Origin of the sequence: Pseudomonas petroselini, from assembly GCF_045037875.1 — a bacterium.
Lineage (GTDB): Bacteria > Pseudomonadota > Gammaproteobacteria > Pseudomonadales > Pseudomonadaceae > Aquipseudomonas > Aquipseudomonas petroselini.
On the sequence record NZ_CP173614.1, the window covers coordinates 1,370,551 to 1,382,776 of the forward strand.

General features: G+C 63.8%; 12 protein-coding genes. 5 read left to right on the plus strand and 7 right to left on the minus strand.

The genetic code is table 11. The features are described 5' to 3' along the window. Positions 1-21: 21 nt before the first annotated feature. The 5 genes from ACI512_RS06315 to ACI512_RS06335 form a co-directional block, all read right to left on the minus strand. On the minus strand, positions 22-1,404 hold the full coding sequence (locus tag ACI512_RS06315; protein ID WP_405121708.1) for a PepSY-associated TM helix domain-containing protein: 1,383 nt from the start codon (positions 1,402-1,404) through the stop codon (positions 22-24). A gap of 124 nt (positions 1,405-1,528) precedes the next feature. Next, a complete protein-coding gene (locus ACI512_RS06320; protein ID WP_405121709.1) occupies positions 1,529-3,589 on the minus strand; it encodes a TonB-dependent copper receptor in 2,061 nt (686 codons plus the stop codon). A 93-nt stretch (positions 3,590-3,682) separates the two neighbouring features. Beyond that, positions 3,683-4,072 (minus strand): DUF2946 domain-containing protein, encoded by a 390-nt coding sequence (locus tag ACI512_RS06325; protein WP_012721980.1) that lies wholly within the window; start codon positions 4,070-4,072, stop codon positions 3,683-3,685. A gap of 11 nt (positions 4,073-4,083) precedes the next feature. Continuing rightward, positions 4,084-4,566: a copper chaperone PCu(A)C gene (locus ACI512_RS06330; protein WP_405121710.1), complete on the minus strand. Its 483-nt coding sequence runs from the start codon at positions 4,564-4,566 to the stop codon at positions 4,084-4,086. Between the two features lie 46 nt (positions 4,567-4,612). Continuing rightward, positions 4,613-5,008, minus strand: coding sequence for a DUF2946 domain-containing protein (locus ACI512_RS06335; protein ID WP_236382780.1), 396 nt, complete (start codon positions 5,006-5,008; stop codon positions 4,613-4,615). A gap of 507 nt (positions 5,009-5,515) precedes the next feature. Here ACI512_RS06335 and ACI512_RS06340 point away from each other — a divergent pair. Then, complete coding sequence (locus tag ACI512_RS06340; protein ID WP_231807674.1) at positions 5,516-5,764, plus strand: DUF6124 family protein; 249 nt, start codon at positions 5,516-5,518, stop codon at positions 5,762-5,764. A 119-nt stretch (positions 5,765-5,883) separates the two neighbouring features. Here the strand turns inward: ACI512_RS06340 and ACI512_RS06345 are convergent, their stop codons facing one another. Both ACI512_RS06345 and cbiE read right to left on the minus strand, forming a co-directional pair. After that, positions 5,884-6,603 carry a cobalt-precorrin-6A reductase gene (locus tag ACI512_RS06345; protein ID WP_236382778.1) on the minus strand — a complete coding sequence of 240 codons (720 nt, stop codon included), beginning with the start codon at positions 6,601-6,603 and terminating at the stop codon, positions 5,884-5,886. After that, positions 6,600-7,805 carry a precorrin-6y C5,15-methyltransferase (decarboxylating) subunit CbiE gene (gene cbiE / locus ACI512_RS06350; protein WP_236382776.1) on the minus strand — a complete coding sequence of 402 codons (1,206 nt, stop codon included), beginning with the start codon at positions 7,803-7,805 and terminating at the stop codon, positions 6,600-6,602. Before cbiE ends, ACI512_RS06345 begins: the two co-directional genes overlap by 4 nt. A gap of 38 nt (positions 7,806-7,843) precedes the next feature. On the opposite strand from cbiE, the gene cobG reads away from it, so the two are divergent. Genes cobG through cobJ form a run of 4 tightly spaced genes read left to right on the plus strand, consistent with a single transcriptional unit; the run spans position 7,844 to position 12,177 of the window. Then, positions 7,844-9,190, plus strand: a complete 1,347-nt coding sequence (gene cobG, locus ACI512_RS06355) for a precorrin-3B synthase (protein ID WP_250948600.1) — start codon at positions 7,844-7,846, stop codon at positions 9,188-9,190. Continuing rightward, positions 9,183-9,809 (plus strand): precorrin-8X methylmutase, encoded by a 627-nt coding sequence (locus tag ACI512_RS06360; protein ID WP_012721987.1) that lies wholly within the window; start codon positions 9,183-9,185, stop codon positions 9,807-9,809. Before cobG ends, ACI512_RS06360 begins: the two co-directional genes overlap by 8 nt. Continuing rightward, on the plus strand, positions 9,809-10,540 hold the full coding sequence (locus tag ACI512_RS06365; protein WP_046033963.1) for a precorrin-2 C(20)-methyltransferase: 732 nt from the start codon (positions 9,809-9,811) through the stop codon (positions 10,538-10,540). Before ACI512_RS06360 ends, ACI512_RS06365 begins: the two co-directional genes overlap by 1 nt. Then, positions 10,540-12,177, plus strand: coding sequence for a precorrin-3B C(17)-methyltransferase (cobJ, locus tag ACI512_RS06370; protein ID WP_405121711.1), 1,638 nt, complete (start codon positions 10,540-10,542; stop codon positions 12,175-12,177). Before ACI512_RS06365 ends, cobJ begins: the two co-directional genes overlap by 1 nt. Positions 12,178-12,226: the final 49 nt, after the last annotated feature.

Consider the following 12,226-nt stretch of genomic DNA (forward strand, 5'->3'; position numbering starts at 1 on the left):
GTACCGGGCATCTCGCCTGTTTCATGCCGAACCTGAGGCAGATTCACGTTGGCCAAAAAAGCGTGACAGCACCAGGCAATCCAGCGCCCACACGAGGATCAGAGAGGCCCCCACCAGCGGGAAAATGATCGCGAGGGCGAGCATGATCACCCTCGCGGTTTTCCACTTCGGCAGATCATGCCGCAACGGCGGAACGCCCAGGCCGCCCGTTGGCCGGCGCTTCCACCAGATCACCACGCCACTGATCGCACTGAGCAGAATCATCAGGCAGATCAGCAGCACGATCAGTTGATTGACCCAGCCGAACATCTTGCCTTCGTGCAGCATCACGCCGGTCTCGGTGGCGCGGGCGACGGTGTTGTAGTGCGCCCAGCGCACATCGGCCAGGACCTTGCCGGTGTACTGGTCCACATGCAGGGTGGCGTCGTTGCGTGGATCGTTGGCAAACACCGCAACGGTGAACACGCCCTCGGCCGTGGTCGGGAAGGTGATGCTGTAGCCGGGCTCGACCTTGCGCGCGGTCGCCAGGTCGACCACCTGTTGCAGGCGCAAGGTGGGCGCGGCCGGCGCTGAGTGCATCGCGCCGTGGTTCATGTGTTCGGCATGGTCGCCGGACATCGGCATCGGCGTGTTTTCCAGGGCCCAGGGCACGGTCTGTTGCGTTGCGGTATTGAGTACTCGCGCCTGCTGGTCGGACTGCGGCACGTTGTTCCACATGGCCGCCGGGAACCTGTTCCACAGGTCGGCGTATTGCTTGCCCCAGAAGCCGGTCCAGGTCATGCCGCTGAGCAGCATCACCAGCAGCAGCGACGCGCCCCAGAAGCCCGTGACCGCGTGCATGTCGCGCCAGAACACCCGGCCGCGACTGCTGAACCTTGGCCACAGCACACCCGCCGAGGACTTGCCGCGCGGCCACCACAGGTACAGGCCCGACACCACCAGCATCACGCCCCAACCGGCGGCGAGTTCCACCAGGCGATCGCCGACGGTGCCGATCATCAGCTCCCCATGCAGCGCGCGGGCGATGGCTTGCAGGTTGTATTTGGCGTCCTGCTCACCGAGTACGGTGCCGCGATACGGGTCGATGAACACCGTCACTTCGCGGCCGCCGTTGTGCATCACGAATTGTGCGCTGCGGGTGGCGTCGGCCGGCGGCAGGTACTTGCTGATCGCGCCGTTGGGGTAGGCGGCCTGGGCGCGTCGCAGTTGCTCGTCGGCGCTCAATGCGTGTTCGGCGGTCTGGACCTTGAGCAGGTCGCCGTACATCAGCGGGTCGAGCTGGGGTTTGAACAGGTAGATGATGCCGGTCAGGGCCAGCAGCACCATGAAAGGGGCGACGAAAAGGCCGGCGTAGAAATGCCAGCGCCAGGCCAGGTTGTAGAAGGATACTTTTTGAATGCTCATCGGGGGCTCCGCAAGGCTTTGAGTTTTTTGTGTCTGGTCGGCCGTCATCGGGGGCAAGCCCCCTCCCACACTTTTGATTTTGTGAACACCTTCAAATGTGGGAGGGGGCTTGCCCCCGATGCTCTTAGAAGCTCATGTCGACTTTGGTCCAGAGCGTTCGGCCTGGCTCCTTGATGGCCTGCGGGTCACTGGCCGGGTAGCCGAACCCGGCGTTGCCGGCCAGGTTCAGGTGCTCGGCGTAGGCCTTGCCGAACAGGTTGTCGACGCCGGTGCTGACCTTGAAATGTTTATTGAGGCGGTACGCCGCGTTCAGCGAGAACACGCCAAAGCCGCCGCTCTTGTCAAAGTCCTTGCCGACCACGTTGCCCTTGTTCTGATCGATGCGATTTTGCGCCGCGACCACGCGCCATAACGCGCCGGCACTCCAGTCATCCTCGCTGTAGGTGAGGCCCAGGCGTGCGTCCAGCGGCGGCATTTGCGGCAGCGCCTTGCCGTCGCTGCTGTTCTTGCCCCAGGCGTAGGCGAGGGTGGCGTCGGCCTTCCAATTGCGCGTCAGTTTGTACGCCGTGCCCAGTTCGCCGCCCATGATGCGTGCGTCGACGTTGCGCGCCTGGGAAGTGGTGCCCATCATCCCTGGCCTGTAGTCGAACAGGATGAAGTCCTGCACCCGGCCGATGTAGCCCGAGGCCCAGGCTTCGAGGTCGTCGGCTTTGTATTGCGCGCCGAAGTCGAGCTGGGTGGTCTTCTCCGGCTTCACGCCGTCGAAGGCATTCACCGAACCGACCGCGCCGGTGTTGGGGGAAAACAGCTCCCAATAATCCGGGAAACGCTCCGAGTGGCCCAAGCCCGCGTAGAGGGTGGTGGGGCTGTCGGCCAGGTCGTGTTCATAACGCATGAAGCCGGACGGCAGAGTATCGGCTCGGGTGTCATCGGCAGTCGGGTTGGCGCGGCTGCTCATGCCGGAACCGGTGGTTTGCCGGAAGTCCTTGGCCGAGGCGCGATCCAGGCGTGCGCCGGTGATCAGGCGATCGCGGTCGGCGGCGTACCACGTGAGTTCGCCGAACACGCCGTAGTTGTGGAAGTTGGCGTCCTTGACCTTGGGCAAGTCCTTGTAGGTGTCGATGCCCATGCTGCTGCGCTGGCGGTGTTCGTTGGTCTGCGCGTCCAGGCCGCTGATCAACTGCACATCGGCCCAGCGCCAGGTGGCCTTGATCCGCGCGCCGAGGGTGCGCCGGTCGACGTTGGAGGCCATCGGCCCGGCCATCATGCCGGTGCCCGACGGTGTGCGCAGGCTGTAGTTGTCCATCACGTGGTCGGCGTAATTGTAGTAAACCTGGGCTTCGACCTTGTCCAGCACGTCGCCGATGTTGGATTTTTCGAAGCGCAGCCCCAGGCTTTCGCGCAGGAACTGCGAGCCGTCCATGCCACGCCCGGCGTAGCGTGCTTCGCCATCGCCACGGCCAGCGGTGAGTTCCAGCAGGGTGTCGGCATCGGGGGTGAAGCCGACCGCCACATCACCGTTCCACTTGTCGTAGCGCGAGGCGACGGTGTCGTTGTTGCCGTCCTTGTAGTCATCGGCATGGGCCTGGTTGCCGATTACCCGTACATAGCCCAGCGGCCCACCGGCAGCGGCATCGATGACCTTGTCGAAGCGCCCGTTGGAACCGGCCAGCACACTGGCGTTGAGGCGCGCGCCCAGCTCGCCGAATTGCTCCGGCTCGCGCTCGAACAACACGGTGCCGGCGGAGGCGCCGGGGCCCCAGAGCACGGTTTGCGGGCCTTTGATCACGGTGAGCTTGTCGTAGGTTTCCGGCGAGATGTACGAGGTGGGGGCGTCCATGCGGCCGGGGCAGGCGCCGAGCATCATGCTGCCGTTGGTGAGGATATTCAGGCGTGAGCCAAACATGCCGCGCAGCACCGGGTCGCCATTGGTGCCGCCATTACGCACCAGAGCGAAGCCGGGGATGGTCTTGAGGTAGTCGCCGCCATCGCTCGCGGGCACCGGCTGGCGTGGGTCCTTGGGGTTGGTGATCACGGTCAGTGGCGAGCTGGGGGCGATCGCGGTGATCACGGTGGGGCTCAGTTCATGCTCGTCAGCGTGAACCTGGGGAGCCAGTAATGCGCCGCATAAGGCAGCGAGCATGGGGGTACATCCCAAACGGGTGTCAGCAGAAAACCTGGACATGACAAATTCCATCAATCAATCGTAAACAACACGGCCAGCAGCCTGCGGCTGTCTGTCTAAAGTCGGCCGGGGTGAAGTAACGGTGTGAAGGGCTTACGAGGCGATGGGCGGCGCGCGGCTACGGGCGCCGGGGAAGATGCTCTGCCGGGCATGACCCAGGCGCGTGGCGGGGGTGAGGGCATTGGCCGGTGGCGGGCTGCTCAGGGTAAAGGTTGAAATGCCACCGGGCAGGGCGGGGCAACTGTAAAGCAGGTCGCAATAGCCGCACTTGGACCAGAGGGCGTGGTGTTCGTCAGGGGCTTTCTTGTGATGGGCTTCGCCGTGCTCCATCGGCATGTCCATCGACATACCGGCGTGGTGGTCCATCGGCATCGCTTGGGAAATCAGCGGACCGATAAAGATCATTAGCATGGCGAACAGGCTGATCCAACTGCCGCGTTTCAGGCGGGAGTGTGGGGATAACCTGGCGCGAGGGGCGCCCATCGAGTGTCAGTCTATTGAGGGTGTTTGTGCTCGTGGCCAGCCATGGGCGGCACTTTCTGCACCGACACTTCCACCTCGACCTTGCCGGCTTTTTCGAAGGTCAGGGTCAGTGGGAATTGCTTGCCGTCGGCCAACAGGCTGCGGTCTTTGAGGCCCAGCAGCATCACGTGATACGCCATGGGCGCGAAGGTCAAATCACCCTTGGCCGGTACCGCCACGCTCGGCACTTGTTGCATCTTCATCAAGTCGCCCCGCATGACATGCTCATGCAGCTCGGCCTTGTCCGCCACGGGCGTCTCGACGCTGAGCAGGCGGTCCGGGCTTTCACCGGTGTTATGGATGACAAAATAGGCCGCGACAGTCGGCGCATTGGGCGGCAACTCCTGGGACCAGGGTTCGCTGACCACCAAGTCGCCGGCCTTGTAGTCCTCGGCATTGGCAGCACTGAACACCGGCAGCAACAACGCAGCCAGAAGCAGGGAAGATTTGAGCATGGCAGTTCTCCAGAACGGTTCTAAACGCAGTTCACTTGCGAAGAAATCAGACCGTTGGAGAGGCGCGGGGGTTAAGGCTTGGCCATTGCTGGCGCGGGGTGGGTTGCTGGAGCGCAGACGGCGTCAGATTTCGGAATGCGTCGAACCGCGTCACATACAACTGCGGCACGTGCCCCGGCAACGCCACCAACGAAGGTGAGCCCGAACAACACCAGCAATGTTGCATGGTGGAGTGATCGTCCTGCTGCGGCGCCGGGATTTCCAGCTTGCCCAGGGCAATCGTCTTAAGGCTCGCGCCATTGGACGAGCAGAAACTGCCCCACAGCAATTGCTTGACCGGGTCATCCGCCTGCTGCATCGCACTGGCCATTGGCATGGCAAAGGCGTTGAACAGCACTGCTAGGCAGGCGATCCAGGCGATTGCAAAGCGTTGACGGGCCATGGCGGACAATCCGTAGGGTTAAACGATCAGGAGGGTATTTAGCCTGATCGGCGGGGATAAGTAAAAAGGGTGGGTGTGGTTTGGTGTCGCAGTGACTGGCTTGAGGATAGACGGGTAATCGAGTGGATGCCGATCTTCAACGCTGCACAGTTCAAATGTGGGAGGGGGCAACCCCCTCCCACATTTGGCCGGTGTTCGGCAATGAATAGGGGCAAGCAGAAATATCCGACAGGCCTTTAAGGTTGTCCCTAGGACACTCAATCTCTAGTCTCCGTACACCGCAGAAAACTCAGCGGTCGGGCGTCGCGGCCCGAACGGATCAAGCATTGCCTCCTTTCAGTTGACGCTTTTTTATCGTCTACTGTGCGGCGCTATGGTGGCTGTGCGCGGGATACCTTCGGGTATGCCGGCTTCCTTGATCTCCGGTCCGCGAACCTGCGTACAGCTGCCACCCCTATCGCGTCGCGGCGATGAGTGGCAGCTCCACTTAGATTAAGGAGCTTCACAATGATCAAACCCACCCCAAATCCCCCCGTCCGGCTCTTCACCGTAGCCGACGGCATCAGCACCGAAGACCTGTTGGTCAATCTCAGCGAAACCCTTGCCTCGGCGAATGCGCTGAGTTGCGATCTTGCGTTTGACCTGGAAGGCTCGAAACGAGAGGAATTGCTTGGCGTTGCGCAGTTGATTGAGCTGGCGCTGCTGCTGGCTGATCGTGTGCATGATGGTGTCGGGCAAACGAAAAACGCTGCGTGATGATGCAGTTCTAAAGGTGGGAGGGGGCCTGCCCCCGATTACGGTGTGTCAGTCTATACATCTGTGAGTGATCTACCGCTATCGGGGGCAAGCCCCCTCCCACATAGAATCGATGGTGTTTAGAGAGTGGTGATTGCCTGTAGAACCGCAGGCACAGTAGTGAATTCTCGATCCACTGCTGCCAACACCGGCCGCTTCAACACCAACACCGGCACTCCAAGCTCCCTTGCCACTTCCAGCTTCGGCTCCGTCGCGGTGCTGCCGCTGTTCTTGCTGATCAGCACATCAATGCCACGCCGTGCGAACAACGCACGCTCATCTTCGATCAAGAACGGCCCACGCGCGCCGATCACTTCACAGCGCTCGTTCCCCGGATACACATCCAACGCGCGCAGTGTCCAGAACTGCTCTGGCGGGATCTCATCAAGGTGCTGCAACGGCTCTCGCCCCAACGTGAACAACGGACGCTTGAAGGGTTTGAGCGCTTCAATAAGCGAAGCCCAATCACTGACCTCACGCCAGTCATCCCCCGCCTGCGGCTGCCACGCCGGTCGGCGCAATGCCCAGCAGGGCACGCCGCAAGCGCTTGCGGCCTCGGCGGCATTGCGGCTGATCTGCGCAGCATACGGATGGGTCGCGTCGAGAATCAGACTAATCCCCTCATTCCGTACAAACTGCGCCAACCCCTCAGCCCCACCATAACCGCCGACCCGCACCTGGCAGGTCAGGTCGGTGGGCACGCGCCCAACCCCGGCCAGGCTATAGATATGTTCCGGGCCCAATGTACGAGCGATGGCCAGCGCTTCAGTCACGCCACCCAACAGCAGGATGCGTTTCATAGCGGCTTGACCACTTCCAGCAAGGTAATCGGCAACGCCTGGCGCCATGTATCAAACTCCCCCAACGGCTGCGCCTGAGCGACATGGATGCGCGTCAGTTCGCCGCCATACTGCGCACGCCAGTTCATCAAGGTCATTTCGCTTTGCAGGGTCACGGCGTTGGCGACCAACCGCCCGCCAGGGCGCAGGTGTTGCCAGCAGGTGTCGAGCACGCCTTCGCGGGTCACGCCGCCGCCGATGAAGATGGCGTCTGGTGCTTCCAGGCCAAGCAATGCAGCGGGGGCCTTGCCGCGAATCAGTTGCAGGCCGGGCACGCCAAGGGCGTCGCGGTTGTGTTCGATCAGGCCTTGGCGGCCTTCATCGGCTTCAATCGCCAGCGCGCGACAACTGGGATGCGTGCGCATCCATTCAATCCCAATGGAGCCGCTGCCCGCACCCACATCCCACAGCAGTTCGCCGGGCATCGGCGCAAGACGGGCAAGGGTCATGGCGCGCACATCGCGTTTGGTCAGTTGGCCGTCGTGCTTAAAGGCTGAGTCCGGCAAACCTGCAAGACGCGACAGGCGCGCAGTATGGGCGTCGGCCAGGCAGTCGATGGCGACGAGGTTCAAATCGGCGACCGAGGTGTGTTCCCACGAGTGCGCCAACCCGTCGATGCGCTGCTCATCCGCGCCGCCCAAGTGTTCAAACACAGACAAACGGCTAGCACCGAACCCGGATTCGCTTAGCAGCGAAGCAATCAACGCCGGGCTGCGGCCATCATTGCTCAACACCAACAACCGCACCCCGCTGGCCAGGTGCGCATTCAGCGCCGCCAGCGGCCGGGCCACCACGGATAACGTCACCACCTCCTGCAACGGCCAACCCAACCGCGCCGCCGCCAACGATACCGACGAAGGCGCCGGCAAAATCAGCAGCTCATCCGCCACCACCTGCCGCGCCAAACTCGCCCCCACGCCATAGAACATTGGATCGCCACTCGCCAGCACACACACCGGCTCCCCGCGTCGCGCCAGCACCGGCTCCAGCGAAAACGGGCTCGGCCACACCTGGCGCTCGCCACGAATACACACTGGCAACAGGTCCAACTGGCGCTGACCTCCTATAATCCGCGTGGCGCGCAACAGGGCATGCCGGGCATTCCTGCCCAGCCCCTTGAAGCCGTCTTCACCGATGCCTACAACCGTCAGCCAGGGCGACATATGGATTCCTTGAACGACATCCGACGGGCAGGCTTTTCATGCCGCCGGACAAAGCAGGCATAATACCGCGCCTTTACCTGCAAACCGGTAGCCCCGTGAACCCAACGCCCGCTGTGAATACCTTGCGCCCCTCGGCTTGTCCGGGGTTGCTGCGTATCGTCCAGGCGTTGGATGGCGGCATTTGCCGGATCAAACTGGCCGGTGGTTCGATCACCGCAGCGCAAGCCCGCGCGGTGGCAGGTGCGGCCCAGGCCTATGCCGGCGGGGTGATCGAGGCGACCAACCGCGCCAACCTGCAGATTCGCGGGATCGGCGCCGAAGAGGACGCCTTGATCGCCAGGCTGCTGGCCGCCGACCTCGGGCCCAGCAACGCCGCCGGTGACGACGTACGCAACCTGATGCTCAGCCCCAGCGCCGGTATCGACCCGCAGATGCTGTTCGACACCCGGCCGCTGGCCGATGAAATCCTCGCTACCCTGCAAACTCATCCGCGTTTTCATCAGCTGTCGGCCAAGTTCGCCGTGCAACTGGATGGCGGTGAAGCGCTGGCGATGCTCGAACATCATCATGATCTGTGGCTGTCGGCGTTCGTGCGCAATGGCGAGACGCTCCTCGCGTTCGGCTTGGCCGGTTGCCCTGGGCTGGATGCACCGTTGGCGGCCGTGCCATTGGAGCAGGGCCATGCGCTGGTGGTTGCGGTGCTGGAGGCGTTTCTTGACCTCGCCACCCCGGAACAAACCCGCATGCGTCATCTGCCTGTGGGTAACCTGCTGAGCCGTTTGCACCTGAAGCTGCTGCCGGTCGACGGCTTCAATCGCCCGCCCAGTGGTGCTTTGCTGCACCTTGGGACTTATCCACAGGCGCAAAAAAATCAGTTCTATGTCGCTGCCATCGCACCCTTGGGCCGCCTGGATTCGGCGATGCTCACGGGCGTCGCACAACTCGCCAGCGAGTACGGCGACGGCACCTTGCGTTTCACCCCTTGGCAGGGCGTGCTGCTGCCCAACGTTGAAAAGCCTCACGCCGTGACCGAGCGCCTGGCGCAACTGGGCTTCCTCTGCTCAGCTGACCAACCGCTGGCGCGCATGACCGCCTGCACGGGCTCCAGCGGCTGCGGCAAAGGCCTGGCCGACACCAAGGCGGATGCCCAGCAACTGGCCGCGCTCGACCCAGGCGTCGACGTGCATGTGTCCGGCTGCCCACGTTCCTGCGCCGCGGCGCACGTTGCGCCGGTGACCTTGTTGGCAGTGAGCCCCGGCCACTACGACCTCTATTTCCGCGATGCAGCCCACCCAGGGTTTGGCCGGCTGCACGCGCGCACCCTTTCTATTGAAGCGACGGGCGCCTTGCTGCGCGCTCGCCCACGGAGCAACACCGATGATTGATTACATCCGCGACGGTCAGGAGATCTACCGCAACTCCTTCGCCATCATTCGCGCGGAAGCCAAGTTGGACCGCATCCCGGCCGACCTGGAAAAACTCGCGGTGCGCGTGATTCATGCCTGCGGCATGGTCGAGGCCATCGACGGCCTGCAGTTCTCCGAAGGTGCGGGCAAGGCCGGGCGCGATGCGCTGGCTGCCGGTGCGCCGATTCTGTGTGATGCGCGGATGGTCTCTGAAGGCGTGACCCGCGCGCGCTTGCCGGCTAACAACCCCGTGATCTGCACCTTGCGTGACGACAGCGTCCCTGACTTGGCGCGCGAGTTGGGCAACACCCGTTCCGCTGCTGCGCTGGAGCTGTGGCGCCCGCACCTGGAAGGCAGCGTGGTGGTGATCGGCAACGCCCCGACCGCCTTGTTCTACCTGCTGGAAATGCTCGATGCCGGCGCACCGAAACCGGCGTTGATCCTCGGCTTCCCGGTCGGCTTTGTGGGCGCCGCCGAATCCAAGGCGATGCTGGCCGCCGACAGCCGTGGCGTGCCGTTCGTGATCATGCAGGGCCGCCTGGGCGGCAGTGCCATGGCCGCCGCCGCCGTGAATGCCCTGGCCACGGAGGTCGAATAATGCAGGCACGCGGACGTTTGATCGGCTTGGGCGTAGGCCCCGGTGACCCGGAACTGATCACCCTCAAGGCCCTGCGCCTGCTGCGCGAATCGCCGGTGGTGGCGTACTTCGTGGCCAAGGGCAAAAAGGGTAATGCCTTCGGCATCATCGAAGACCACCTGGTGCCGCAACAGACGCTGATGCCGCTGGTGTACCCGGTGACCACCGAGGTATTGCCGGCGCCGATGTCCTACGAGCAAGTGATCAGCGACTTCTACGACGCCGCCAGCGTCGACGTTGCCGCGCATCTGGACGCCGGCCGCGATGTGGCGGTGATCTGCGAAGGCGACCCGTTCTTCTACGGCTCCTACATGTACCTGCATGACCGCCTCGCCGAACGCTACGACGCCCAGGTCATCCCTGGCGTGTGTTCGATGCTCGGCGGCGCCTCGGTACTGGGCGCGCCGTTGGTGTATCGCAACCAGAGCCTGTCGGTGCTCTCGGGCGTGCTGCCCCATGAGGACCTGAAGCGCCGCCTGGCGGATGCCGATGCGGCGGTGATCATGAAGCTGGGGCGCAACTTCCCGAAGGTACGCCAGGTGCTGGAAGAACTTGGCCTGGCCGAGCGCGCGTTGTATGTGGAACGCGCCACCATGGCCAACCAGAAGATCGTGCCGCTTGATCAGGTGGAGCCGATGTCTTCACCGTACTTCTCGCTGATCATCGTGCCCGGTGAACGGTGGCAAGGTTGATGAGCCCGGCGATTGTCATCCTCGGCCAGGGCAGCCTGGCCACTGCGCGCAAGATCCAGCAGGTGTACCCCGGCGCCCTGATCCACGGCCTGGCCGGGCGCGTTGAAGGTGCGGACCAGACTTACAGCGAGTTCGGTGCCACCCTGCGCCAGCTCTATCAACACGGCACGCCGCTGATTGCGCTGTGCGCTGCAGGTATCGTGATTCGCACCCTCGCGCCGCTGCTGCTGGAAAAGGGCGAAGAGCCTGCCGTGCTGGCCGTGGCCGAAGACGGCAGCGCCGTGGTACCGCTGCTCGGTGGCCTCGGTGGCGTGAACGTCATGGCGCGGGAGATTGCCGCTGCGCTGGACGTGGCCGCTGCGATTACCACCAGTGGCGAGCTGCGGTTCGGCACCTGCCTGCTCAACCCACCCAAGGGGTATGAGCTGGCCGATCTGGAGCTGGGCAAGCGCTTCGTCTCGGACCTGCTGGCCGGCGAAAGCGTGCGCATCGAAGGCGCGGCGCCCTGGCTGGACCAGGCCAACCTGCCCCAGGATCAGCAGGCACGCCTGGCGATTCACGTGGGCAGTGCCGAGCGCGTACCCGCCGCCAATGAATTGCTGATCTATCCGAAGAACGTCAGCGTGACCTGCCAGCCCGGCGCGCAACTGGCACAGCGCGTGCGCACGGCATTGCATGAGGCCGGCATCGCTGTGCAATCCCTGGCGTGCCTGCTGGCCAGCGATACGCAGATGGCCGAAGCGTCGTTGCATGAGGCAGCGTTGGAACTGGGTGTGCCGTTGCGGTTTGTCAGCGCCAGCCAAGAGGCCGATATCGTTGTTGATGTCGCTGAGCAGCCGTTGGACCTGTCGCGCGTCGGACGTCTGCGTGGTCGCCTCGCCGTGATCGGCCTGGGCCCTGGTGCGGCCGAGTTGATGGTGCCCGCCGTGAAGGCTGAACTGGCACGCTGCACCGACGTGCTCGGCTACGAAACCTACGTGCGCATGGCCGGTCCGTTCCGCGATGATCAGGTGCAGCATTGCACCGACAACCGCGAAGAAATGCAGCGCGCGCGTCACGCCTTCGAGTTGGCGGCCCAAGGTCGCTCGGTGGTGGTGGTGTCGTCCGGCGACCCTGGCGTGTTCGCCATGGCCGCTGCGGTGATCGAGGCCTTGCACGCGTCCAGCGACCCGGCGTGGCATCAGGTCGACCTGCAAATCCTACCCGGTGTCTCGGCCTCCCTGGCCACCGCCGCCCAGGCGGGCGCGCCGTTGGGCCATGACTTCTGCGTGATGTCGCTGTCGGACAACCTCAAGCCTTGGTCAATCATCGAAAAGCGCCTGGACCTGGCGTCCCAGGCTGACCTGGCCTTGGCGTTCTACAACCCGATCTCGCGTTCGCGACCATGGCAACTGGGGCGCGCGCTGGAAATCGTCGCCCTGCATCGCACACCGCAAACGCCGGTGGTGCTGGGCCGCGATATCGGTCGCCCGGGGCAGACCCTGCGCGTGACCACGCTTGGGCAACTGACGCCGGAACAGGTGGACATGCGCACCATGGTGCTGATCGGCTCGTCCACCACCTGCACTTTCCCCCGTGCCGGTGGCGGTGAGTGGGTGTACACGCCGCGGTGGTACGGCGAGAAACCCGCGTCCTGAAAACCGCCGCTGGGCTGCCTGAAAGCGCCGAATGACGCAGGGATTTTTC